This window comes from Haemophilus sp. THUN1690 (genome assembly GCF_059704375.1).
This window is the reverse complement of the sequence record NZ_AP046583.1, coordinates 204163-230024: the sequence shown is the minus strand read 5'-3', so window position 1 is coordinate 230024 and position 25862 is coordinate 204163. Positions and strand designations below refer to the sequence as shown.

Annotated in this window: 15 protein-coding genes and 3 pseudogenes; 7 read left to right on the top strand and 11 right to left on the bottom strand. The window is 36.8% G+C overall.

The genetic code is table 11. The features are described from left to right. The first annotated feature begins 22 nt into the window (after nucleotides 1-22). Both AC6H22_RS07530 and tpiA read left to right on the top strand, forming a co-directional pair. Nucleotides 23-675, top strand: a pseudogene (locus AC6H22_RS07530) (IS1595 family transposase). 20 nt (nucleotides 676-695) lie between these two features. Then, nucleotides 696-1106 (top strand): annotated as a pseudogene (gene tpiA, locus AC6H22_RS07525) (triose-phosphate isomerase); the annotation flags it as partial. Between the two features lie 248 nt (nucleotides 1107-1354). Here the strand turns inward: tpiA and AC6H22_RS07520 are convergent. Further along, nucleotides 1355-4441 carry a TonB-dependent hemoglobin/transferrin/lactoferrin family receptor gene (locus AC6H22_RS07520; protein ID WP_497512760.1) on the bottom strand — a complete coding sequence of 1029 codons (3087 nt, stop codon included), beginning with the start codon at nucleotides 4439-4441 and terminating at the stop codon, nucleotides 1355-1357. 104 nt (nucleotides 4442-4545) lie between these two features. Beyond that, nucleotides 4546-7623 carry a TonB-dependent hemoglobin/transferrin/lactoferrin family receptor gene (locus AC6H22_RS07515; protein ID WP_192885355.1) on the bottom strand — a complete coding sequence of 1026 codons (3078 nt, stop codon included), beginning with the start codon at nucleotides 7621-7623 and terminating at the stop codon, nucleotides 4546-4548. A gap of 263 nt (nucleotides 7624-7886) precedes the next feature. Between AC6H22_RS07515 and AC6H22_RS07510 the strand changes: the two genes are divergently transcribed. After that, nucleotides 7887-9632, top strand: coding sequence for an ABC transporter ATP-binding protein/permease (locus AC6H22_RS07510; protein ID WP_005625565.1), 1746 nt, complete (start codon nucleotides 7887-7889; stop codon nucleotides 9630-9632). Continuing rightward, entirely contained in the window at nucleotides 9625-11283 is a 1659-nt protein-coding gene (locus AC6H22_RS07505; protein WP_118817527.1) for an ABC transporter ATP-binding protein, read from the top strand. The genes AC6H22_RS07510 and AC6H22_RS07505 overlap by 8 nt, the downstream gene beginning before the upstream one ends. A 212-nt stretch (nucleotides 11284-11495) precedes the next feature. On the opposite strand, the gene lptD is transcribed toward AC6H22_RS07505, so the two are convergent. The 3 genes from lptD to AC6H22_RS07490 all read right to left on the bottom strand — a co-directional run bounded on the left by lptD (nucleotide 11496) and on the right by AC6H22_RS07490 (nucleotide 16437). Next, a complete protein-coding gene (lptD, locus tag AC6H22_RS07500) occupies nucleotides 11496-13841 on the bottom strand; it encodes an LPS assembly protein LptD (protein WP_005625569.1) in 2346 nt (781 codons plus the stop codon). Between the two features lie 462 nt (nucleotides 13842-14303). Further along, nucleotides 14304-15713, bottom strand: a complete 1410-nt coding sequence (locus tag AC6H22_RS07495; protein ID WP_046953196.1) for a multicopper oxidase domain-containing protein — start codon at nucleotides 15711-15713, stop codon at nucleotides 14304-14306. A gap of 1 nt (nucleotide 15714) precedes the next feature. Beyond that, entirely contained in the window at nucleotides 15715-16437 is a 723-nt protein-coding gene (locus tag AC6H22_RS07490) for a 1-acylglycerol-3-phosphate O-acyltransferase (protein ID WP_046953195.1), read from the bottom strand. An 85-nt stretch (nucleotides 16438-16522) separates the two neighbouring features. Between AC6H22_RS07490 and lpxH the strand changes: the two genes are divergently transcribed. After that, nucleotides 16523-17236: a UDP-2,3-diacylglucosamine diphosphatase gene (gene lpxH / locus AC6H22_RS07485; RefSeq protein WP_005625577.1), complete on the top strand. Its 714-nt coding sequence runs from the start codon at nucleotides 16523-16525 to the stop codon at nucleotides 17234-17236. Between the two features lie 32 nt (nucleotides 17237-17268). On the opposite strand, the gene AC6H22_RS07480 is transcribed toward lpxH, so the two are convergent. From AC6H22_RS07480 to AC6H22_RS07470, 3 genes are all read right to left on the bottom strand, one after another. Then, on the bottom strand, nucleotides 17269-18084 hold the full coding sequence (locus AC6H22_RS07480) for a shikimate 5-dehydrogenase (protein ID WP_005625579.1): 816 nt from the start codon (nucleotides 18082-18084) through the stop codon (nucleotides 17269-17271). A gap of 9 nt (nucleotides 18085-18093) precedes the next feature. Beyond that, nucleotides 18094-18897 (bottom strand): serine O-acetyltransferase, encoded by an 804-nt coding sequence (gene cysE / locus AC6H22_RS07475; protein WP_005625581.1) that lies wholly within the window; start codon nucleotides 18895-18897, stop codon nucleotides 18094-18096. Between the two features lie 132 nt (nucleotides 18898-19029). Beyond that, nucleotides 19030-21561, bottom strand: a complete 2532-nt coding sequence (locus AC6H22_RS07470) for a class I adenylate cyclase (protein ID WP_005625583.1) — start codon at nucleotides 21559-21561, stop codon at nucleotides 19030-19032. Between the two features lie 446 nt (nucleotides 21562-22007). Here AC6H22_RS07470 and AC6H22_RS07465 point away from each other — a divergent pair, with 446 nt between their 5' ends. Continuing rightward, the gene (locus tag AC6H22_RS07465; protein ID WP_005625585.1) at nucleotides 22008-23255 is read left to right on the top strand and encodes a uroporphyrinogen-III C-methyltransferase; all 1248 of its coding nucleotides are present in this window, start codon (nucleotides 22008-22010) and stop codon (nucleotides 23253-23255) included. Nucleotides 23256-23264: 9 nt separating this feature from the next. Next, a complete protein-coding gene (locus AC6H22_RS07460; RefSeq protein ID WP_005625587.1) occupies nucleotides 23265-24551 on the top strand; it encodes a heme biosynthesis protein HemY in 1287 nt (428 codons plus the stop codon). 63 nt (nucleotides 24552-24614) lie between these two features. Here the strand turns inward: AC6H22_RS07460 and psiE are convergent, their stop codons facing one another. The 3 genes and pseudogenes from psiE to AC6H22_RS07445 all read right to left on the bottom strand — a co-directional run bounded on the left by psiE (nucleotide 24615) and on the right by AC6H22_RS07445 (nucleotide 25734). Further along, entirely contained in the window at nucleotides 24615-25034 is a 420-nt protein-coding gene (gene psiE, locus AC6H22_RS07455; protein ID WP_005625591.1) for a phosphate-starvation-inducible protein PsiE, read from the bottom strand. A gap of 95 nt (nucleotides 25035-25129) precedes the next feature. Next, nucleotides 25130-25375 (bottom strand): annotated as a pseudogene (locus AC6H22_RS07450) (transposase); the annotation flags it as partial. Between the two features lie 2 nt (nucleotides 25376-25377). Continuing rightward, on the bottom strand, nucleotides 25378-25734 hold the full coding sequence (locus AC6H22_RS07445; RefSeq protein WP_005625596.1) for a transposase: 357 nt from the start codon (nucleotides 25732-25734) through the stop codon (nucleotides 25378-25380). Between the last annotated feature and the right edge of the window lie 128 nt (nucleotides 25735-25862).

Sequence of the window (25862 nt, the reverse complement as noted above, 5' to 3'; positions counted from 1 at the left end):
GCAAGTGTGTTAGTCTATAAAAATGAAGATAACTCATTATAAATTAAAGAAATCTATACAAAATAAGCTCCTTGAATTTTTTGTATTAGAAGTGACAGCCCGAGCAGCGGCTGATTTACTCGGTATCCAAGCCAATTCAGCGATTTTGTTTTACCGAAAAATTCGTGAAGTCATTAGCTATCATTTAGCCCTTGAAGCCGATGAGGTTTTTGATGGTCAAATTGAGCTTGATGAAAGATATTTTGGCGGTCATCGTAAAGGAAAACGAGTCGAGGTGCAGCAGGAAAAGTTGCCGTATTCGGTTTGTTAAAGCGACAAGGAAAAGTATTTGCAGTAGTGGTAGAAAATACCAAAACAGGGACATTAATGCCTGTTATTGTGAGAAAAATTAAGCCTGATAGCTGGGTTTATACCGATACTTATCGACTCTATGATGCCCTTGATGTGAGCAAATTTCACCACGAACGAATCAATCATTCCGAACTATTTGCGGTGAAACAAAACCACATAAATGGAATAAAAAATTTCTGGAGTCAGGCGAAGAGAATCCTTCGAAAATATAATGGAATTGACCGAAAAAACTTTCCTTTATTCTTGAAGGAATGTGAATTTAGGTTTAACTTTGGAGCACCAAAAGAACAGCTTAAAATATTGAGAAAATGGTGTGGTATTTAGGGCTAATCTACGTCAGCCCCAAAGATCTTGATGCAAAATATATCATTATTGGCCATTCTGAACGCCGCACTTATCATAAAGAAAGCGACGAATTCGTAGCGAAAAAATTTGGTGCATTAAAAGAAGCTGGTTTAGTACCAGTATTATGTATCGGTGAAACTGAAGCTGAAAACGAAGCTGGCAAAACAGAAGAAGTGTGCGCGCGTCAAATTGATGCAGTAATCAACACATTAGGTGTTGAAGCATTCAAAGGTGCAGTGATCGCATACGAACCAATCTGGGCGATCGGTACTGGTAAATCTGCGACCCCAGCACAAGTACAAGCTGTTCATGCATTTATCCGTGGCCACATCGCAGCAAAATCACAAGCTGTAGCAGATCAAGTGATCATTCAATATGGTGGTTCGGTAAATGACGTTAATGCAGTTGAATTCATCGACAATTCCCTCCACCAAATAATCCCTTACTACATCAACTATCTTCTCTCTACGGTTAAATAGCCAGCCATAAAACATCCCGTTTTTAATGGTTCAAAGAAACTTTCCATTATTTCATTAGCGAATATTTTTATAGCTATACTGTCTGGCTATAATAAAATCTGCACCTCAATTATTGGTAATTTAGTCCAACGTTTGAGGTGCAGATTATTTTCTCTGCACTTTTGTGCTTTTAGATACAATTAGAATTCAAATTGAACTGACATTCTATAGTTTCTACCTGGGGCATAGAAACGATTGATACCTAAGCCTGTATCTTGATTAATCATATTACTTGTACCAAATGGTCTAATTGATCTAGCAGAATCCCAAGTAATATATTTTCTATTAGTTAAGTTATACACACCAGCTCTTAAAGTAAGATTTTTAATTGGTTTGATATATCCTAACAAATCAATGGTTGTATAAGATTCACTTCTCCATTTGATTGTAGTTTCTTTTTTACCTTCTTCTTTATAGAACATATTATAAGTATCTTCTGTATTTTTAGCTGATGCATGAGAGATATAAAGATCTAGACCATATTTATCATCAGGATGAACATAACTTACTCCATAAACAGCTGTTCTAGGCTGAATTGCATTCATTGGTATATTGCCATTTATTCTGCCTTTTTGATAGGTGTATTTATAGCTTAAACTGAAACCATTGAATAATTTAGTAATATTTCCTAAGGATATTTGTGAAGCAATTTCAAAACCAGTTACTTTAGCATTTGGTCTATTTACATTTTGATAAAAATGAAATGGTATTAGTTTTGAGTGCCCATGAACGTCACGACTCCCTTGATAGGATAAATCAATAAAGTTTTGATATCGAGTATCAAAAACAGAAGTTGTAATATATCCCATGTGATTATGCACAGTTAAAGATAACTCTTTGGTTTTTGCTGTTTCTGGTTGAAGATCTCTATTTGGTCGAATAGAAAAATCTGGATGTTTAAATGTAAAGTAGATTTCATCACTTGTTGGTGCTCGGAATCCCTTACTATATTTTGCCTGTAAACGTAACCAATTTAACGGATCAAGTGTTGTACCAAAAGAGTAGGAACTTGCAGAAAATTTTTTCGGTTGTGCAATTTCTTTAATATTTGCTGCAGCATTGGCTTCTTTTTTTAATAATTCATCAGCATCTGAATCTGCTTGACTTGCATTAAATTCTGGTGTGGTGATATAAAGATTTGTCACCATATCATCAGGGATTTTTGGTGTTTTTCCAGGAATATATTCTGGTTCATATTTCACTCGATCATAACGATAACCTAAATTAAAAGCGATATAGTTATTCACACGGAAATCATTAATAAAATATAACGCGCCTGTTTTCGTTTTCACTGGAATTAGGAAAGAGAACACATTGACATTATTACATAATGTACTCGTCCGTTCTGGATTTAACGTTGGTTTAGCACCTGTTGTAGAAGGAGCTAAAAAGATATCACAATTATGTGGATATTGAGCCCACCATTTTACATTTAGAGGGGCATCTCCAGCTAGATTGGTCATTGATTTTTTCATTTCAGACCACAGACCACCATAAGACAAATCGTGCTGTGTTTTACCTAACTCTAGATGTTTTGTTAAGTCAAGGTTAATTTGTTTGGTTTCACTTGTTAAGTCACGTTGCGACCAAAGATTCGCCTGATAACCCTTTTGATTTGGCATAAATAGGTATGGACCAGATCGCTGATCATTAGCTGTAACTTCTGTTTTGGCATATTTTTTGCCATTTTTTTCAATCACATCAAAAGGAATATCTACAGTAGTTCCATTTTTGTTAAATCCTTGAATTGTTTTTTTATCGCAATTTAATCCATCACAGCTAAAAAGATAGCTGATGTTAGTCGGCAATCTTTGTTCATCAGAGATAACGTTTTTATCTGCTTCAGATAAAAGATCGTATTTTTTACCATTGATTTCAAAAGTATTTTCTTTTTGAAGAGTTTTTACCTCGTAAGTACACTTATCCATTTCATCATCAATACAATATCCATAGACTGTCTTACCTGGATGTTTTGCTCGAACAGCATCCCAATCTACTTTTTGCCATGCCCATTTTCCTGGTTTAGTTAGTTCTGCTGATCCTGCCACTCCTGTCTCTTTTATCTCTTTATCAATATCTTTATATTTTACAGAATTACCATCCTTCCCAACAAGTTGATTATCCTGATTGTATTTCATTCCAAGCAAATTACTCGATAATGCACATTTATCATTCCCATCGCAATAATCGTCTGTTCTTGCGCTTGTAGTAATTTTTTGGTGGGAATAGGTGATTTTTAATGTATCCCAAAATGGTGTTTCAGTAAAATTCTCATAAACAAAAGCGATATTTTTACGTTCTACTTTATCGTTAGTATGACGTAATTCTTCTTCATCATATGTCATGTACTGTGTATTTGGTTTTAGAGTATAAGAAAAATCATGACCTTTAGAAGTTTGTTTATATAAATCTGCAACAACTGAGAAACGGTGATTTTCTGTTGGTTGGAAACCAATTTTTAAAAGTGCACTATCTTGGGTTCTTCTATAAGGATCTGCTTTTTCTCTCGTTTTTCCTTGAATTTTATCGTTATAATTTTTATAACCATAGTTTTCTAATTCATGACCTTTACGTGATGTAATTACAGCAATTGCATCAAAATACTTATAACGCCCAGCAAGAGTGAGCGTTTGAAGATTTTGGTTATCTGCTGTGTTATAGCCTCTTTTATAGGAAGCGTAGTAATTTTTGTTAAGTAAATAATCTCTAGCATCTTTTGTATCAAAACTAACAGAACCACCTAATGCGCCACTACCAGATTTTAAAGAATCAGCTCCTTTTCGAATTGTAACTTGTTTTAGCGTTTCTATTTCTGCGCTATTACGCGTATTATTAAAATTTCCATATCCTTCAAATAATTCTTTAAACCCTTGTGAAGAGATGGTTTCTGCTTGATGCAGTCCATCTATTTGAACTGCTACACGGTTTTCTTCCACTCCTCGAACTGCAAAGCCACTATTTCCAAAGCGTCCTGCTTCTACGACAGTAATTCCTGTTTCATAACGCACGAGATCTTTAACATCTTGCGCTTGTTCTTTTTCTAATTTTTTAGCTGTTTTCACAGTTTCGGCAATTTTTGGAGGTGTTTTCGTATCACTATGTTCGGTAGAACCAGATACATTAATTTCCTCAAGTTGCTGTTGAGTTGGTTCATCAGCATAAGCAACACTTGCCGTTAGCCCAAGCATAACGGAATACGCAAGCAGATTTAATCTAAGATTGGTCATTTTTTCCCTCGTTAAAGATGACATGTAAATTAAATTATGTATTTAAATTAACCGCACATTTACTATCACTACTATTATTATGTGCGGTTTAGATAAGAGTACATCTAAAATTCTAATTGAATAGATGCTCTATAATTTCTACCTGGTGCGTAAAAACGATTTAAGCCTATACCTGTTTCAGTATCTATTCGATTGATTGTACCGATAGTTCTAATGGATCGGGCAGATTCCCAAGTAAGATATTTTTGATTTGTTAAATTATAAACACCAGCTGTAAATGTAAGGTTTTTAATTGGTTTCCAGTAAGCAATGGCATCTATCACTGTGTAATGTTTATTACGCCATAATGCTCTTCTGTCAATAACTTTTTCGTTACCATTTACTGTTTTTGCTGGCACTGTTTCAATTGCACCAGTATTAATATTTTCTGCTTGACGTTCAATCATGCTATGCCATTGAGGGTTAAAGCTGTCTTTTGCCTTTTTAGCTGAAACGTCGGTAATATAAAAATCTAATCCCCATATTTTATTAGGTGAATCATAACCTAAATTGTATACGGATGTGGTCGGTTGCAAAGCGTTCATTGGCTGGTCTTGCAAGGCCATATTCATATATTTAGGGTTATGTTCTAATAAATTTTTATATCCCTCTAATGGTTTACCATCTTTTATTCGACCTTTTTGATAAGTCAATTTATAACCCAAATGGAATCCTTCTAATTTTTCAATAAGGTCCCCTATTTCTAGATGAGTAGAAATTTCGATTCCGTTTACTTTTGCCTTATCACGATTCAAACTCTGATAGAATGGATAATAAGACGATTTACTTTGATCAATTGGACGTTCACCTAAATATGCCAAATCAATAAAATTCTTATAATCGGTTTGGAATAAATTAGTAGTGAAATAACTACGTTCTCTATAAAAAGTAAAGGCGATTTCTTTTGTTTTAGCTTTTTCTTCTTTTAAATTAGTATTTGGTAAAAGTGAAAATTGAGGATGTTTAAATGTTATATACATTTCATCAGGCGTTGGCGCTCTAAAACCATTAGAATATTTAAACTGTATTCTTAACCAATCTGTTGGATCCAAGTTTAATCCTAAATTATAGGAATGGTGCTTAAATGCTGTTGATTTTTGAATTGCATTTAAATTGTCTTGTACATTTTTTATATAATCGGCATGATTATAATTATACCAACCATTGCCTCCAGTTAATGCACTATCTGGAATAGGGATCATTGTACCAGCTAATAATCCACGTGGAATTTCAGGATCTTGTCCTAAGCGATAATGCGGTAAATGTCTGACATTGTCATATCTATAATTTAAATCAAAACCAAGCCAATTTGTTACTGTAAAATTATCACCTAAATAAAATGCATGGTTTTTAGTTTTAACTGGGATCAAGTAACTTGTTTTACCTAAATTACTTTCCTTTAAGGCTCCCGTACAATCACTGATAGGATAATATTGAGGAGAGGGTGTTCTTATTCCATTCTCTAATTTATTACAAATAAAGTCATCAGCCCACCATTGAACATTTCCACCTTTGTAACCCTGAAGATTAACCATGCTTTTTTCTGTTTCTGAGTATAATCCACCATATCGTAAAGCATGATCCGTTTTTATTACAGAAAAAGATTTATCAAAGTCAAAGTTAAATTGTTTTGTATTTGTATTTAAATCACGATCATTGTAATCATTTCTACTATATCCTGCAGATTTAGGAAGCAAATAAAAGGCTTCTTCATATTGTGTTAGGGTTGAGTCAAAAGGGCTAGGTCTTGAAGCTAATTCAAGTTGACCATATTTTTTACCATTAGGTAGAGTTTTAATATTAATTCTTCTATCTTCAAATTTATAATTTTCAGTATAACCATACTCTCCATCTAATTTATTTGCAGAGAACACTCTAAATTTCTTATTGCAATCTAACTTATCACAATCTATTGATAAAGACTCTACAGGGCGCTCAAAAATATCATTAGTAACATCTTCATTTCTAGAGTTTTTATATGTTGTGCCCCAATCATATTCTCCAGTGAGTTCTTTGTTATCTTTATCTAAAATCTTATATACACCATTTGAATCATCTAAATGTAATCCTTGCGGATTTAGCACTCCAGCACAATTAGCTGATGCGCAATATTCATCACTACGAGCTTTATTTTTAATTTTTTGAGAGGAATAAGTTAGTTTAAAGTGATCCCAAAATGGAGTTTGTGTAAAGTTTTCATAAGAAAATTGGATATTTTCCCGTTTAGATTTATCGTGAATAAAACGTTCTCCTTGACTGGTTTCAGTATTGACATAAGAACTAGGACGTAATGAATAAGATAAATCTTGTCCATCAGTTTTTAATGTTGATTTATCAACAGCTACACTAAATCGATGATTTTCTGTTGGTTCAAACCCTAATTTCACTAACGTACTATTACGGGAAATGGAATAAGGATCTGTTTTTTCTCTTTTAATTCCAACAACCTTATCGTCATAACTTTCATAACCATAATTCTTCATTTCATTGCTATTACGCTCAGTATGAACAATTAACGCATCAAACCCTTTATATCGGCCAGCAGCAGTAAGAGACATCGTATCTTGACTATTCATACTTTGAGTAGAACGTTTAACACTAAAGTAATGATCTTTTCCTATTAGATAATCTCTAGCATCTTTTGTATCAAAGATAACCGAACCACCCAATGCCCCACTACCTGATTTTAAAGAGTCAGCACCTTTGGTAATAGTCGCTGTTTTAACATTCTCTATTTCTATATCATTACGAGTATTATTAAAATTTCCATAGCCTTCAAATAGCTCTTTAAATGCTTGTGAACTTAAAGTTTCAGCTTGACGAAGTCCATCTACCATAATACCTACACGGTTTTCATCAACTCCTCGAACCGCATAACCGCTTGCTCCAGTTCTTCCTGTTTCAACAACACTAATACCAGTTTCATAACGTACCAAATCTCGAGAATCTGAAGCCTGTTGCTTAGAAAGTTTCTTAGCTGTAATTTGGGTTTCACCAACTTTTTTTTCTTTCACATTTATTGTTTCTGTATTCCCTGAAACATTAATTTCCTGCAATTGTTCAAGCTCGTTGGCGTAAACAGCTCCTGCTGTCAGTCCAAGCATAACGGAATATGCAAGCAGATTTAATCTAAAATTGGTCATGTTTAACTCCATGGGAAAGTAAATAATAATAATTCTCAAATATATTACAAGGAAAAGTATTTTCTCACAATCAGAAAATTTTGTTTTTGATCAATATCAAACAATAAAAATTATTCTCATTATGCTCTATATTTAAATGCGCTTGTTCTCTATAATGCAAGCCATCGATTGTTCATGTTAGAAAGCATACGCAATCGTTTTAATTTTCACCATTAAATGAAAAGTGCGCATTGATTGCGTACTTCTTTTTAGGAGTAATCATTATGATGATAGATAAACGCCTAATTAACACGGTGGCCGATAGTAAAAAATGGATTGGTGTCACTGTGTTGTGGAATTGGGTGGCGTTAGTTGGCGGGATTATTAGTGCCGTCGTGTTTTCTTATATTTTACAAGCCGCTTATTTTAAAGAGTTGACGATGTCAGGTGCGGTGGGTTTAGGTGTGATTTTAATTGCGGCATTGGCATTACGTGCTTTTGCCGGTAAAAAATCGGTGCAGGCGTCTTATTTTGCCAGCACAAAAGTGAAGCATGAATTGCGTAGCCTTATCTATCGTAAATTGGCTTCTATGCCACTTAATCAAGTGAATCAACAATCCACTTCAAGCATTATCCAAGTGGCATCAGAAGGTGTAGAACAGCTTGAAATCTACTTTGGGCGTTATTTGCCGCAGCTTTTTTATAGCTTGCTTGCTCCACTTACTCTCTTTGCCTTCCTGATCTTTTTCAGCTTTAAAACAGCCATTATTTTATTAATTTGCGTGCCGCTTATTCCGATGTCGATTATTGCGGTGAATAAAATTGCGAAAAAACTTTTGGCAAAATATTGGTCCATTTATGTGGGATTAGGCAGCAGCTTTTTAGATAACCTACAAGGTTTAATCACGTTAAAAATCTATCAAGATGATGCTTATAAAGCGAAAGCAATGGATGAAGAAGCAGAGCATTTCCGCAAAATCACCATGAAAGTGCTTACTATGCAACTTAACTCGGTATCACTGATGGATTTGCTCGCTTATGGTGGCGCAGCAATCGGGATTTTAACCGCACTATTGCAATTCCAAGATGCACAACTCAGCGTGTTAGGCGTGATTTTATTTATTCTACTTTCCTCTGAGTTTTTTATTCCGCTTCGTTTGCTGGGTTCATTCTTCCATGTGGCGATGAATGGTAAAGCAGCTTCGGATAAGATTTTCACATTGCTTGATACGCCAGTGGAAAACCAACAAAGTGCGGTGGATTTTGAAGCAAAAAATAACGTTCAAGTGGAAATTAAAGATCTACATTTTGCGTACTCTGCAGAAAAACCAGCAATTCAAGGTTTAACTTTAACGATTCAACCAAACCAACTTTCTGTATTTGTGGGTAAAAGTGGTTGCGGCAAATCAACCTTAGTTTCGTTGTTGATGGGCTTTAATAAAGCGCAACAAGGTGAGATTTTGTTTAATGGACAAAACGCCTCAGAAATTGACCGCACTTCTTTCTATCAAAAAGTATCGTTGGTGAGCCATAGCAGCTACGTGTTTAAAGGTTCGCTGCGTGAAAATATGACGATGGCGAAAATTGATGCCACAGACGAGCAAATTTATGCGTGTTTAGAACAAGTAAATCTTGCCCAATTTGTACGCGAAAATGGCGGGTTAGATATGCCGCTATTAAGCCGTGGCGCAAATTTATCAGGCGGTCAGATTCAACGTTTAGCCTTAGCGCGTGCTTTATTACACAATGCCGAGCTTTATATTTTTGATGAAGCGACCAGTAACATTGATGTGGAAAGCGAAGAAATTATTCTGCAGTTCATTCAACAATTTAAACAACAAAAAACCATTGTGATGATTTCTCACCGCTTGGCAAATGCGGTAAATGCGGACTGTATTAACGTACTTGACCAAGGCAAATTGATTGAGCAAGGCACACACGAAACCTTAATGGCAAAACAAGGTGCGTATGCAGAAATGTTCCAACAACAAAAAGATTTAGAACAAATTAGAGAGGTGGCAAATGCGTAAAAATGGTTTTGTTGTGATGGGGCATTTATTGAAATTAGTGACTCCACTTGCGCACATTATGGCGTTTACCATCACCATGGGAACGCTCGGTTTCCTGGCTGCCATCTTTATTATGGTGCTGGGTGCGATGGGGTTAGTGAATCTTCTTAACTTTGACACCCATTTAACTTTTTCTGGAATTTTGACCGCACTTATCGTATTGGCGGTGGCTCGTGGCGCGTTGCGTTATTTAGAGCAAATGTCTGGGCACTATATTGCTTTTAAATTACTGGCATTATTGCGTGACAAAGTGTTTTCTTCTTTGCGTCGCCTAGCTTTTGTGAAGTTGCAAGATAAACAAGCAGGACAATTAGTGTCATTGGTGACCAACGATATAGAATTACTCGAAGTATTCTATGCACACACCATTGCACCAATTATGATTGCGTTCTTTACCTCTGCGATTTTATTGTTGGTCTTTGCGCATCTTTCAGGCTGGTTTGTGCTTGTGGCATTAGCCGCTTATTTAACAGTTGGCGTGATTTTACCGATTATCACCACCAAATTGGCGCGAGAAGATGGCAGACGCTATCGTGAATTGGTAGGCGAAATGAATGATTTCTTCCTCGACAGTGTGCGTGGTATGAAAGAAATTCAGCTTTTTGGCTATGCACAACAACGTTTAGAAGAAATCCAACAACGTAGTCAAAAAATTGATACAGCTTTCGAACGCATTAAAGACCAAGAAGCAAAAGTGCGTGTTTATACTGAAGTAGCAGTATCAGCATTTAACATCATTATGTTATTCACTGGCTTAATTTTGTTTAGCCTAGATAAGATTGATTTTTCTGCCTTTTTAATCGGCGTGATTTTATTGATGTCGAGCTACGGGCCAGTTATCGCCTTAAGTAACCTTTCAAGCAACTTGTTACAAACGTTGGCTTCAGGTGAGCGAGTATTAAGTTTATTAGCGGAAGAGCCAGAATTAAAAGATGTAGAAAGTGCGGTCGATTTAAAAGATGTTTCTCGCATTGATGTCGAGAATGTAAACTTCGCTTATGGCGAAGAACAGATTTTATTGGATGTCAGCTTATCTGTGAAAAAAGGTGAAATCTTGGGGATTCACGGCAGAAGCGGTAGCGGTAAAAGTACCTTGTTGAAATTACTGATGCGTTTTTACGATCCTAAATCAGGTAGCATTAAAATTAACGGCGAAACTTTACCGAATATCAACACTCGTAGCTTGCGTGACAATATGGCATACATTACCCAGCAAACCTACATTTTCAACGAAACCATCGAGGAAAATATTCGTCTTGCTCGCCGTGATGCAACATTAGAAGAAATTATGGAAGCAGCAAAGAAAGCCTCAATTCATGATTTCATTTTAAGCTTGCCAGAAGGTTATCAAACGAAAATGACGGAATTGGGCGGCAACCTCTCTGATGGTGAAAAACAACGTATCGGTATTGCGCGTGCATTCTTACATAATGCACCGATTATTTTACTCGATGAACCGACCAGTAATTTGGATAGCTTAAACGAAGCGATGATTTTGAAATCATTACTCGATGTTAAAGCTGAGAAATTGATTATTCTCGTCAGTCATCGCCAGTCTACGATGGCAATTTGTGATCAGGTTATTGGTATAGAAAACGGCAGAATGTCCTAAATTAATATAAGAAAAAATCGCACTGTTAAAGGTGCGATTTTTTTGTTATAGAGCGCTAAAGTCCGACTATAAAAACTATATGCTAGAATTTTTAGATAGTTATAGAGCTTATAACTACATGCTCAACGGAAAAGTCTTTGGATATTAATCCTAGGGGTAGGTATTTCCGCTTAATTTCATCAAATTTCTTAAGTATCTTTTTTGTAAACCAATCAATTTAAACTAAATGCTCGAATATAAGGTAGTTTTCCTTTTTCTAGCATTTCTTGAATACCGCTTTGATGGTCATTGGTGCCTAAACCTCTTAATTCTAAGGTTACGCCAATGCTATTATCGTAAACGACCTCATTATGTTTTTGATTTTGGTGGCTTGTGACGTAGCGTCTAGCTCCGATACCAGCAGCCCAACAACAGCTGTTATATTGGACGCCAATATACTGTTCTACTGGTTTCTGTAAGGCGAGATCTTGATAATAGCGCCCTACCACAGCCCAATTATTCACAATTTCCCAGCCTACAACCAATCCCACTTGTTGGATATCTTGTTGATATGCGTTAACTGATTTACCTAAGTTTTGGTCAATATATTCCTGGTTAGCGTATCGATAATTTAACTGAATTAAATTATTTTTTTCAGGATTATATTCTAGTGATGTATTCGCTAATGATGTTGAGTTAGTATGAGTATCAAATTGATAGCTACCACGCCAATGCCATTTATCACTCATTTTCCAATTAGATTCTAAGGCCCAATCTGATGAGGAAGTCGGGGTTTTATTTGCTGGGTTTTCATCAATACGAGAATTACTTAAGTAATAAATTTGACCTGCAGATAAATTAAAGCGTTCTTCGCCACCAATATCATAAAAACGCGTTGTGCCACCCAAGGTAATTTGATTTGCCGATGAAATTCGGTCTAAACCACTATAACGGCGATCACGAAATAGAGAATAGTAATCTTGCTGTACTAATGCTGAATCGTAACCAAATCCTAAATATTCATTATTAAGTTTTGAACCAATATTGCTTTGATTTCGGTAAGGACGATATAAATACTGCACGTGCGGTTCGAAAGTTTGTGTATAGTCTTTTAAGAACGTTGTATCGCGTGCTAATACGCTTTGTAAATCAACTTTAAATTGCGGAATAACTCGATTTACAGTTTTTTGCACGTCCTCTGCATTTTTTCCTGAACCTTTTTTCTGATCGTAGCGAGTCGCATAAAGTTTAGTTTCAATATTCAAACTGCCGTATTTATTTGACATTAAAGAATTTAGGCTAGGCTCTACATGGAAACGCCATGCAGTTGGCATTAATTCACTGTCATTATCAAACCGAACAGCTTGTGAATGTAATTTGAAATTTAACCATCCATTAGCCAAATCATGTTTGTAGTAATTGAAATCTAATTGTGGCATTGCACGATAAGGGCCGATGTCCACTTCATCAAAAATCTGGAACTGATGTGCAGAAAGAGAAAAATTATAATTTTGTTGATAATAAGCTACGCGAGCATATTGGTTTGCGTAGCCATCAGTACTGCGACCATAAACGGACTCAAAATCACTGAAATAACGTTTATCGCTTACTCGGGTATAATCAATATTTAAGCGCCAATTTTGTAAAAAGCTAGAATTGTGATTCCAATAGAACAAATGACGTTTTCGATTATCACTAGAATATTCAGAGTAACGATCGTTACCTAAATATTCTCCTGCGACTTTACCCTCGCCAATAGGGGTTAAATAGCGAAATTCCCCATTTGCTTGCCAACCACGGCGAGACATATATTTCGGGGTAAAAGTAAGATCGTAATTAGGTGCGATATTCCAATAAATTGGTTGTGCATACCAAAGACCATCTCGGTTAGATGTCCCCGCACTTGGAATCAATAAGCCAGAACGACGACGATCTCCAATGGGTAATTGTAAGTAAGGGGTATAAAAGACAGGAACACCATGCACTTTGAAACGAGCATGCCACATTTCAGCATATTCTTCTTTCACGTATTGACGAATTTCTGACGCATCTATAGCCCAAGTATTATTACCTTGCAAACATGAAGTAAAGGTGGCGCTTTTCATTACGCGATAATTATTACTTAATGTTATATCATCAGCCTTACCTCGACCTTGACGACCGACAAATTCATATTCTGAATTTGTTAAATTGCCATCATGACTATCTAAATTAAACTCCGCATCTTTACCCAACATATTGATCTGATTATCTTTATAATCAAATCCATCGCGGACATAAGCCATGCGTAAAGGTGTTGGCTGGTTGCCTGATTGTTTTACCTGCACGGATTGTGCTAACAAATGACGATTGCCTTGTTTCAAATCTACGTTACCTCGATAGGTAGCATTATTTGGCTGATTAATTTCTGCATTATCTGCTTCAATATATACAGGCAGAGAATTCACATCGCCCGTCATGATTTCACCGCTAAATTTTGGCACGCCCATTAAACATTGTTCATGTAAATCCGCCAAACTTTGTTGGCTATAAAGTGCGGTCAAAATAGCAAGTGAACTTAAAGCGTATTTTTTATTCATCGTCTTGTTTTAATTTGTCAGAAAATTGGTCAGATTATACTGGAAAAAGGTCAAGGCTAGTAATATTTTTCAATAAACTGTTGATGGGATGTATCTAGATTTTTCTATAACTTTACGTGCATAAAATTAAAAAACTCAGCAAAAGCCGAGTTTTTCTTATTTTACAACGTTAAATGTCAACGGAGCATAAACAATCTTACCTACTTGAACTTGGATTGTATATTGGCCTTAAGGATCCTTTTCTCAAATTTCCAGCTATTAACCATCTTTTACCTAAATCAGTTGGGGGCTCCAGACTTATCATAGATTGAAAGATAAAGTATTAGTTGCGGTTATTTTGGAACATCGGACATTGTAAATACGGATTTACGTATAAAGAAAGTACGGCGAATATTAATGATTTTTCATTATTTAAATAAAGTATGAATGATTAAAATTCATGGTGTTTTAGGATAGTTAAAGCTATTGTACCACCAGTACGCTAATACATCCCATATCTTCTAGCATTAAATTCGATACCCCAAATAAGAATGGGTAGTTGCCAGAAGATGCTTGATCAAATTTCACTAAAATTTGAGTTTTGTTTTTTACCCAAACTGTATCTTTCCAAGCTAATTCTTCAGCTTGGAATTGATGTTCTCCTTGGCTTTCCACCACAAATTTGGCACCTTGAATAGTAAATCCAACAGGTAAATTTGCATTTAAAATCCAGCGTTCAATTGTTCCTTTTCGGGCTATTACATCAACTTTGCGTGGGTCAAAACGTCTTTGGTTAATTAAACCGTTTGTGACATCAATATTAAATTCTCGAGTTTGTGCAACGGCTTGTTGTAACATTGCTGGCGCATCCGTTCCGAAAGTGAGGTTTGGTTGTTTGTTAAATGCGGATATTTGTCCTTGGGCTCGTAATTCAAGCACTGTGTTATCAGCGAGTTCATCGCTTGAGATCAACATATTTTTCATTTTGTCGTACAAGCCACGTTTACTTCCGCTAATGAGAGATACGTTGTCAATTTCATTCATATTAACCAGTATTTCTGCGCGTTCTCCTGGCGAGAGAACCAAAGATTTGACCGATTTAGCCTGTGGTAAGAAACCTAAATCTTGTGCAATAAGTAGTATTTCTTGATCATTATCTAAGCGCAAATCATAAGCACGAGCTAATGAAGCATTGAGCAAACGTAAACGAATCCAGCCGCGTGCGACATCTAAATATGGTGCTTCAATACCATTTACTAATAAGCGATTGCCTACAAAGTGCGGTTGATTTTGTTTGAATAATTGGAGACCATCATTATTAAATTCCATATCTTGTAAAATCAATGGAATGTCATCAACGCCATATTTATTGGGAAGATTCGCTTTTAGGCTTTGTTCATCTTCAATCAACCACATTCCAGCTAAACCACGATAGGTTTGATAGGCTGAGTTGGCTAATGTTGCGGAACGATACCAACAGCTTGCTGCGGGTTGTTCAATAGGCACGATGGGTGCCCAGGACTCGCCTTTTTTTAGTATTCTAGCCGCTCCACCAAACAGTTCACCCGATGCTTGTAAGCCTTGAATAGATAAGGCAACGGATTGTGGCAAATTGTTATGATAATTAAGTTTAGCAAAGCTACCTGATTTGATTTTAATGGTTGGGCCAAGATAATTACCGTTGAATCCCCATACTGTCACATTGTGTGAGCCATCTAGGGGATAATTCATTTCCTGCATTGTTAATACAATCGGGCGACCGTGACGAACTTCAATTAGTGGTGGCACAACTAATTTTTCACGGCTTGCCGCTAACAATGGTGCTGGCACAGTGGAAAGTGCGGTAGAAATCGCAGCTGTTCTTAATAATTGACGGCGAGAAAGGCGTGGCATTTTAGTTTCCTTTTGCTATCTCTTCATCAAGTTCGGCAATGCGTTTTTCCATTAGATCATGACAATAAGCCGCAAGATCTCGAACATTGTCTTTGGTATAGCCTGAAACATCGATTGGACCCATTATTTCGCAAATCACTTTGCCATTATCCCAGCGATTTAAATTAATTTTATTATGCGTGGTTGAGCAAACGACTGGAATAATCGGTACACCTGCTGAAATTGCCGCATGGAATGCACCCGTTTTAAAGGGTAATAAACCGCGACCGCGACTGCGAGTGCCTTCTGGGAACATCCAAATAGATAAATTATCTTCATTAATTCGTCGTGCGAGCTGCGACATCGTACTGTGTGCTTTTGTGCGGTTTTCTCTATCTAAGAAAATATTGCCTGTTACCCAATACAGAATGCCGAAGAAGGGTATCCAAATTAAACTTTTTTTACCCACACTTACTGTGCGAGGTTGCACCATATAAGAGATTGTCACCATATCATAATTGTTTTGGTGATTACCGATATAAATGGCACGTCCAATCTGCTCTTGATTTTGAGGAATACGATGTTCTACTTTTAAGCCAAAAAGTGGATATAAACGCCCAAACCAACGTGCAACAATGCCTACGTTGCTTGGATTTTTAAAGCGGATAAAAGAATAAATCGTACCCAGTACACAAATTAGAATACAGCAGATTAATACGAGGAAAATTCGAAGTAATTTTAACATGAGGATGTCCTATACAAAATTTCGTTAAAGTATAGCAAATTCAATATCAATATGTGCTAATCTAAACAAAAATCGTGGAATTTTTATGAAACATAGCTATTTTATTTCTGATTTGCATCTAAGCGAAAATCGGCCTGAATTGACTGCACTTTTTTTCAATTTTATGCAGAGTCTTGCCCCACAAGCTGAACGGCTTTACATTTTAGGTGATCTTTTTGATTTTTGGATTGGTGATGACGAGCAATCTACATTGATTCAACAAGTTAAAGATTTAATTAAATCTGTAAGCGAGCAAGATGTGCAATGTTATTTTCAGCACGGCAACCGTGATTTCTTAATTGGTGAACGTTTTGCGAAAGATACAGGTGTTCAGCTTTTGCCTGATTATCAATTAATCACACTTTATGATAAAAAAATCTTACTTTGTCATGGTGATACACTTTGCATTGATGATGAGGCTTACCAACAATTTCGCCGCAGAGTTCATCAAAAATGGTTGCAGCGTTTGTTTTTGTGCTTGCCATTAAAAGTGCGGGTGACAATTGCGGAGAAAATTCGGGCGAAGAGTAATCAAGATAAACAAGCCAAATCACAGGAAATCATGGATGTAAATCAAGCCTTCACGACAGAAAAAGTACAAGAATTTGGTGTAAATTTATTAATTCACGGACACACACACCGTGAGGCGATTCATCAACAAGAAGGATTTACCCGAATTGTATTAGGGGATTGGCGAAAAAATTACGCGTCAATTTTAAAAATGGATGAAAGCGGAGAATTTGGTTTTATTAAAGATTAGAAGTGCGGTGAAAAATCACCGCACTTTTGATGTTAAGATTTTGTTCGAGCAAACGCCGCGGCTTCAGCGATTAATTCATCGCTTGGGCGTTGATGTGTATAAAGTTCAAATTGTTCTACAGCCTGAAGTACAATCACTTCTGCGCCAGAAATGGTTTGTTTTCCTTGTGCTTGAGCATAACGAATAAAGGGCGTTTCAGCAGGAATGGCGACTACATCAAACGCGACACTAGCATTATCAATGAGCGCTTTTGGAAAGGCTAAATCCATTTCTTCCTTGCCTCCTTTCATGCCGATTGGCGTAACATTAACTAAAATGTCAGCCTTTTGGTTTTCTAAAGAATCAATGTATTCGTAGCCGTAAAGTACGGCGAGATATTGACCTGTTTTTACGTTGCGTGCGTAAATTTTTAACTTCTCAAAACCTGAATTTTTAAAGGCCGCCACAACGGCTTTTGCCATACCACCACTGCCATGAACAATGACTTTAGCATTTTTATTTAAGTGATATTTTTCAATTAATTTTACGATGGCAATGTAATCAGTGTTATATGCACGCAAAAAGCCATTATCGTTCACGATTGTGTTTACAGATTCAATAGCTTGTGCTGACGGATGAATTTCATCTAAAAATGGCATACAAGCTTCTTTGAATGGCATTGACACTGCACAACCACGGATGCCTAATGCGCGCACGCCTTTGATAGCGTGTTCAATATCCTGCGTGGTGAAGGCTTTATAAATGAAATTCAAGCCTAGTTTGTCGTACAAATAATTGTGAAAGGTAGTACCGAAATTACCTGGGCGACCAGATAAAGACATGCAGAGTTGGGTATCTTTGTTGATCATGGTGTCTCCTTATATGTTTAAATTCATTCCATCATCAATGCTGATAAAATATTGGTTCATATCGAAAGCAGGTTTTGCCGCTTTATCTTGACTCACAATGCGAGCTGGTACACCTGCTGCTGTGGCATATTCCGGCACAGGATGAAGCACAACGGAATTTGCCCCAATTTTGGCGTATTTACCCACTTCAATATTGCCGAGAATTTTTGCTCCCGCCCCAATCATGACACCCTCGCGTACTTTAGGATGACGATCGCCTGATTCTTTTCCTGTACCGCCAAGCGTTACGCCTTGCAAAATTGATACATCATTTTCAATTATAGATGTTTCCCCTACAACAATACCTGTTGCATGGTCGAACATGATTCCGTGACCAATTTTCGCTGCGGGATGAATATCGACATCGAAAGCTACTGAAATTTGGTTTTGTAAATAAAGAGCAAGGGATTTACGGTTTTGATTCCATAAATAATGGGTGATTCGATAACTTTGAATCGCATGGAAACCTTTTAAATAAAGCAATGGGGTGGACCATAACTCCACAGCAGGATCTCGGTGGCGGACAGCTTGAATATCGCAAGCAGCACAATCAATGATCGACGGATTGGCTTGATAGGCTTCCTCAATAATTTCTCGGAGAGAAATGGCGGGCATAATAGGATTGGCTAATTTGTTCGCTAATAAATAACTTAGCGCACCGCCCAGATTTTGATGTTTTAAAATCGTAGAGTGAAAAAAACTCGCAAGCATAGGTTCGTTTTCGGCAAGTTCTTTGGCTTCTTGGCGAATATGTTGCCACACATCTAATGTCATTTTTCCTCCTGTTGCCTGCTTTCAGACTACGCGTTGATGATATATGTTAATCATAGCTGAATTTGTGTATATACGGAAAGATCTATTAAAAACAAAAGTGAAACAGGCTAGAAATAATTTCTAACGAGGATATTACTTATTTACTGGGCGGAATTTAAACGGCACAATGGATATGCCATTTTTTCCATTTTTTAGTTGATAAAATTGAGGGTAGTTAAAATTACGTTGAACGATATTGTAAGGATTTTTATCGCCTTCTAGTTTAGCATTTTGATAAAGTTGATTAATCTCCCGCACTTTTTCATCTTTTTCACCATCGCAGCGGCGATAGATTTCGAGACGATTAGATTCATCTAAAATGTAAACATTGAAGCTGTCATCGGAATTATCTTCAAAAAAGAATTGTAGGAATCCTTCACTTGCGAAGGCATCCATTTCTGGTGGATAGCGACGACTTTCTTGGTTTGTCTCGCCATCTTCAATTGGTGTTTGTAAAACTTCGTCAAAATCCACCGCACTTTCAGCTTCATTACAAACCGATTCATTTCCGATTTCTTGTAAGCTGATCCCGCGATCTTCAAAAAATAATTGCCAGTTTTTACCCGCTACGCGTAAGCGCGATGTTTGGCAAGGTTGTTGAATATCACCTACTTGGATACTAACGCATCGATTTACTAATCCCATCACTAATTGGCGTAAATCTTGGCGATAACGTTCGCTATAACAATAGACTTGGATGGAATCTGGGCGATTAACGCCACGATAAATTTTGTTAGAAAGTACTTTTAGCGCAAGCAAAATGGCATTTTGCCCTTCAAAATGGAGCGTTCGGATTTCGTTCCACACATTGCGATAAGTAAAATCAATACTGCCCACAAGGCTTTGTTCGAGCGATCCAAAACTAAATAAATCTCGCGATGAAATACCGGTTAATACTTCTTCTACTTTGGATGTTGGATCGGCGGTGAGATTTATGGCAATAAACAAGCTACGAATTTCGCATTGATTTAATAAATCGCTATTTTTAGGTTGTTTAGCGATGGTGCTTGGAAAAGACTGACGTAAGTTAGTGACAAAGCGTTGCAATGTGCTTAAAGTCACATTCTTGCTAAAAATTGACAATTCGGTTTTTTCAGTGAGTAAATGATTGAAATAAGCCCAAGAGACTAATTTATTTAGGCTTTCTCCGTATTCAATCACACGTTCTTTAGAGAACATAATATGGTGTGTTGGTTGATTGATAAGGTACCAACCATCTTTAAAATGTTTATTGCCGCGAACTTCCACAAAAGTCAGGTGTGCTTCTGATAAATTGTGAGATATTTGTGTGTTGAGTAAGGACACTTTGCCGGGAAGCTCTTCAAAAGCAGTATAAAGTTTGCGAGAAAGAATGTTGATATCTTGTGGCACGACACTCGAGTGAATGTGATGCTTTCGCGCAAATTCCACTAAATTACGATAACTCAACATTAAAAATTTCATTATGTTATCGTGGTTTTCTTTTACTGCCTTAATTTTCCAAAATGGACGCTTATTGAGATGTTTTACCGTTTCTGCAGACCATCCCCATTCTTGCGCAAGGATTTCCATATAACGAATACGCCAATTATTGGTTTGGTAACGCGCAAAATCTTCCGTTGCTTTCACATAGAAACAACGGCGCACAAAATCCAAACGTTTAAATTCAGAAAGTGCGGTTAAATATTGGGTTACTTTTGCAAGAATGGCAATGTAAGGATCAAAATGGTGATCAGGATCGGTATTACCAGCAAGTAAATCTCGCTTAAAAGTGCGGGCAATTAAGCAAGTGTTTGGGTATTCTTTGGAATAGGCTTCCAACAACAAAATTTTGAGCACAGATTTATAAGGTGAATCAATCCCTTTATAAAGATGCCATAAACTGGCACCGAAATATTCGTTTGCAGAAAATTGCCCTAAACCGCCGAAATCTACCCAATCATTTGGATCAATTTCCCCTTCCGTAATTAAACGAGCGACCTCTTTTTCATAGTCTTTTTCATTTTCCACCCATAAATGCAACCAAAGTAGAGGTTTGCCTGCTAAGCGTACAGCGGAGCGATAGAATTCATCAAGCAATAACATATATTGCGCAGAGCCGCTATTTTCAATAGTTAGTGGGTCAGCATAATGTTCATTGCGGAAACGTTGTTGATCCATCAAATAAAAATTAATTTCCACATTAAATTGCATTGCCCATTCACTAATCCGTTTAGTTTTTTGGATAAGAAGAGCGTGTTCATCAGGAGTTAAGTCGTCTCGGACACAAATCCAAGTATCAAGATCGGAAGAAGATGTTTGACTTATTGAGCCAAAGCTACCCATTAAATAAACGCCTAGAATGGGTGGTAAAACTTCGTGAAAATTTACCGCACTTTTGAGTATTGAAGGCTTATGATCGGCATAGTGAATAGCGTATTCATTGGTGAGCCATTTTTTTTGATAATCAGATGCGAGGAAACTTGCAATACCTGAGGGGGCGTGAATAACATAGCCCGGAAGTTGCGGATGGTTTAGGTGTAAAAGTAAAGGAACAACCGCTAAAACGTGTTGGAATGCATCGCCTGAACCTTGTAATGCACGCTCAAAACGGCGTTGATCCAAGGCGCTAACCCATTGTTTTGCTTGTGCTAGATTACATTCCACGCGGCGTCCCTACCAGAACAACAAAAATTGGTGAACAATTTACCACTTAGGGAGTATAAATGCAAAAAATTGTGATGCAAATCACAGTTTGTGAAGAATCCGAGACTTTAAATCATCAGAAAGCAAAATAAATGACGAGAAATCTTATTTTTAATTCAATTTCTCATATCTGAGGTGTTTCTTATATCAACAATCAAAATGACTTTCTAACCTAAGAGTGATAGGATACCCCTCAATTTCATTGCGTAAATTACTTAATTTCACTAATGTAAGGATTTACATTTCTTTACAGTTGGTGGAAGAACTGCTCCGTATTTTTCTTGTCAAAGCGAACGCATTACAGATTTTAAAAATAAGCCTAAGGGAAAAATATTGTGATTTTCCTAAAGGGCAATAATTTGAATTTATTGAATACCTTACTCAATCTGACTTATTAAGGAATTGATATGGCAAAAGATCAATCTAACGATATCACTGAACAAGTCGGTGATACGCCGGAAACGGTGGTTGAAAAAACAGAAACGATGCAGCCAGTTACACAAACTATTGTGAAAAAAACGGGCACAGCATTGAGTTTATTGGCGATTCTCATTGCGCTAGGTGTAGGGGGGGCTGGTTATTATTTTGGTCAGCAACAAGTAGCTGAAATTCAGCAAAAATTAACCGCACTTGAAAGCCAAAGTGGTGTAGCGGTTTCTGTCCCTGTGTCTGATAATAGTGGACAGGTTACACAATTAGAACAGGGCTTAAAAACCTCACAAGATAAAGTCGAGCAACTTGAGCAATTAGTTGCAGGCAAAACAAGCGAAATTGCTACGTTACAAGCCCAAGTAAAACAAGTTAGTCAACTGGCTGGCGCACAACAACCGACTGACTGGTTATTTTCCGAAGCAGATTTCTTGTTAAATAACGCCTTGCGTAAACTTGTTTTAGATAACGATGTTGATACAGCTATTTCTTTATTAAAATTGGCTGATGAAACACTTGTTAAGGTAAACAATTCACAAGCGAATACGATTCGTACTGCAATCAATCAAGATTTAAAACAACTTCTTTCACTTTCAAGCGTAGACCAAAATGCAGTAATGCAAAAACTTTCACAGCTTGCCAATACTGTGGATGAGCTACAAGCATTGAATGTAAATTTTGATGAAACGCCAGAAAAGAGCGGTAAATTATCTGATGATATTGCAGATTGGCAGCAAAATGTGGAAAAGAGCGCAACTTCTTTCCTAAATCACTTCATTCGTATTTCGCCAAAACAAAGTGTGGATAAAAAAGAATTGCTTGCGCCAAACCAAGATATTTATCTGCGTGAGAACATTCGTTTGCGTTTACAACTTGCTATTATGGCCGTACCTCGCCAGCAAGATGAACTTTATAAACAATCTTTAGATGCGGTTGCTTCTTGGGTTCGTAGCTATTTTGATACGAATGCAGAAGTGACGCAAAATTTCTTAAAATCAGTAGATGAGCTGGCTGATTCTTCTATTTATGTCGATGTGCCAGAGCAATTACAAAGTTTGACTTTGCTGGATAAATATCTTAATCGTGCGCCGTTAGATGTTCAAAAGGTGGAAATTGAAGCGGATAAAGCCATTGAAACTATGCCTGAAGCTGAAGGGGCGGTAACAGAAGTATCTGCACCAGAAAAACAAGAATCTCAACCAGCAAAAGCTGAGCTACAAAAATAAGGATAGCCTATGTTTAGAGTGCTTTTTTTAATGCTAGCATTGCTTGCTGGGTTGATTGCAGGGCCTTATCTTTCTGGTCAGCAAGGCTATGTTCGTATTGAAACAACGAATAATATCGTTGAAATGTCGATCACGACATTAGTGATTTTCTTCGTGATTGCTTTAGCGATTATTTATGGTTTGGAATGGATCGTAACGCGTTTTCTACGTTTAAGCCGCGGTTCTTATAATTGGTTTTCTAGCCGTAAACGTGTGAGAGCTCAGAAACAAACCCTTGAAGGTTTGATGAAGATGAATGAAGGGGATTACGCCAAAGCAGAAAAATTGATTGGTAAGAATGCCAAACATTCTGCTGAGCCTGTGTTAAACCTCATCAAAGCGGCTGAAGCAGCACAACAACGTGGTGATGAATTTAGTGCAAATCGCTATTTGATTGAAGCCACTGAATTAGCTGGTTCGGATAATTTGCTGGTGGAAATTGCCCGTACGCGTATTTTATTGCAACAAAACAAATTGCCAGCAGCGCGCAGTTCTGTGGATAGCTTGCTAGAAATGGCTGGTCGCAATAAAGAAGTGTTAAAACTGGCGGTAGAAATTTATCTTCGTTCTAAAGCCTATCAAGCCCTCGATAAGATTTTAGACGGTGTTGAAAATAGCGGTTTATTCAGTGCTGAAGAGTTCAAAGATCTTCGTTCTCAAACAGAAAACGGTTTGCTCGATGAGAAAATGAATGAAGAAGGCGTAGATGGTTTACTTGAATGGTGGGATGCTCAGTCTCGTAGTCGTCGTAATAATATTGATCTCAAAGTTGGTTTAATTCAGCGTTTAATTGATTGTAATGATCATGAATCAGCATCAGAATTTACTGTTGAAGTATTAAAGAAAATTGGCGATAACACCAGTATTAGCAAAGAACTTTGTACTCAAATTACACGTTTACAACCAGAAGATAACAGTAAACTTCTCAAGCTAATCGAAAAACGTGCAAAACGTGCAGATGAGAAACAAAAATGCTGTATCAATCGTGCTTTGGGTTATTTATATGTTCGTAACAATGAATTTGCTAAAGCAGCAGATGTATTCAAAAACGTGATGGCGTGCCCTGAACAGTTAGAGCCAAATGATTTGATGATGGCATCTTATGTATTTGAACAAGCAGGTGATAAAGCATTAGCTGAGCAAGTTCGCCAAGAGAGTTTGAAATCAGTGATGGCAATTCAGGATGTCGTCCCAGAAAGTGAGGAAGAAAAAACAGAAGAAAATTCAACCGCACTTTTAGAAAGCAAATCTGAGTAGCTCAACTAAAAAGACAAAACGCACTTCAATTGAAGTGCGTTTTTTGTTGCTTTGAATCTAAAACTATATATTTTTCAGTTTATTAGAATATAACACCAAACATAGTGCGATCACCATAATCAAAATTGCGCCTGCAAATAAGATGGTATCCACCGAGCTTTCATGATTAACAATGATTAAACGCAACATCGCAGTGATCCCAGCATAAATAAAATAGCGCAAAGGGAAGTGATAGCCGCTTTTAAAATACTGCACGATCAAACCAATAAACCCGAAATATAAGAAAAACATCACTGCTTGTTCAGCTACATCATAAGGCACGACAGTCGAAGTATTAAGCACCATCATCGCTAAAGTATAAGTGATTTTTCCAAGGGCAATGATGAGTACAATCGCTAACGCAATCAATGCCGTGCAAAGCACGATTTTTAATACACCAGTAATAATTCGTGGCAATTTTTCTAATTCTGGAGATTCTTCCATTTTTATTCCTTACAGCAAAAATCAAAGGCTCATATTCTAATGCAAGATTGTAAAGTTGGTCAAAGTCATTTGGAAAAATAAAGTGTGGTGGAATTAGAAAAGTCTATTGTTTTTAGGATTTCAATTTCTTTCTTTTTCATCTTTGGCTTCACTATTTTCGATGTTTGAAGGGTTGTATAAGGAGATTTCACACCATCAAGCCCTCTTTCTCGAAATGTCTTTAGATAATAAATGACGAGAGCATGAGAAATTTGATGAAGTTTAGCCACCTCACGGATACCATAATCCTGTTCGATGACGAGTTTGATAATTTTCAAACGAAATTGATAAGAGTAGGACATAATCAGCACCTCAAATTAGGTGTCCAGGTTTTGGGGTGCAGATCATCCTTTAGATAAGCAATCTCCGCTCGAGCTAAGGCGAGTTCTCTCTGCAGCTTTTTAAACGCTTTAGGTGAAAAGTCTGTGGTTTCTGGAATTTCAATGTCTTTCTTTTTCATCTTTGGCTTCACTATTTTCGGTATTTGAAGGTTCGTATAAGGCGATTTTACGCCATCAAGTCCTCTTTCCCGAAACGCTTTTAGCCAATAAATGACGAGAGCATGGGAAATTTTATGAAGTTTAGCCACCTCACGGATACCATAATTCTCTTCGGTGACGAGTTTGATAATTTTTAAACGAAATTGATAAGAGTAGGACATAATCTGCACCTCAAATTAGGTGTCCAGATTTTGGGGTGCAGATCACTTTTCATTTAAAAAATTAGTTAATAATATAAATCAATCCGACAATTTATAACCATATTCTAGTATAAAAACAATTACTATAA

Bases quoted from the DNA above. Each gene is read 5' to 3' on its own strand.
- AC6H22_RS07520 (WP_497512760.1), bottom strand. From the start codon at position 4,441: ATGACCAATCTTAGATTAAATCTGCTTGCGTATTCCGTTATGCTTGGG.
- AC6H22_RS07505 (WP_118817527.1), top strand. From the start codon at position 9,625: ATGCGTAAAAATGGTTTTGTTGTGATGGGGCATTTATTGAAATTAGTG.
- AC6H22_RS07495 (WP_046953196.1), bottom strand. From the start codon at position 15,713: ATGCCACGCCTTTCTCGCCGTCAATTATTAAGAACAGCTGCGATTTCT.
- AC6H22_RS07510 (WP_005625565.1), top strand. From the start codon at position 7,887: ATGATGATAGATAAACGCCTAATTAACACGGTGGCCGATAGTAAAAAA.
- AC6H22_RS07465 (WP_005625585.1), top strand. From the start codon at position 22,008: ATGGCAAAAGATCAATCTAACGATATCACTGAACAAGTCGGTGATACG.
- psiE (WP_005625591.1), bottom strand. From the start codon at position 25,034: ATGGAAGAATCTCCAGAATTAGAAAAATTGCCACGAATTATTACTGGT.
- lpxH (WP_005625577.1), top strand. From the start codon at position 16,523: ATGAAACATAGCTATTTTATTTCTGATTTGCATCTAAGCGAAAATCGG.
- AC6H22_RS07460 (WP_005625587.1), top strand. From the start codon at position 23,265: ATGTTTAGAGTGCTTTTTTTAATGCTAGCATTGCTTGCTGGGTTGATT.
- AC6H22_RS07515 (WP_192885355.1), bottom strand. From the start codon at position 7,623: ATGACCAATTTTAGATTAAATCTGCTTGCATATTCCGTTATGCTTGGA.
- lptD (WP_005625569.1), bottom strand. From the start codon at position 13,841: ATGAATAAAAAATACGCTTTAAGTTCACTTGCTATTTTGACCGCACTT.
- AC6H22_RS07480 (WP_005625579.1), bottom strand. From the start codon at position 18,084: ATGATCAACAAAGATACCCAACTCTGCATGTCTTTATCTGGTCGCCCA.
- AC6H22_RS07445 (WP_005625596.1), bottom strand. From the start codon at position 25,734: ATGTCCTACTCTTATCAATTTCGTTTAAAAATTATCAAACTCGTCACC.
- cysE (WP_005625581.1), bottom strand. From the start codon at position 18,897: ATGACATTAGATGTGTGGCAACATATTCGCCAAGAAGCCAAAGAACTT.
- AC6H22_RS07490 (WP_046953195.1), bottom strand. From the start codon at position 16,437: ATGTTAAAATTACTTCGAATTTTCCTCGTATTAATCTGCTGTATTCTA.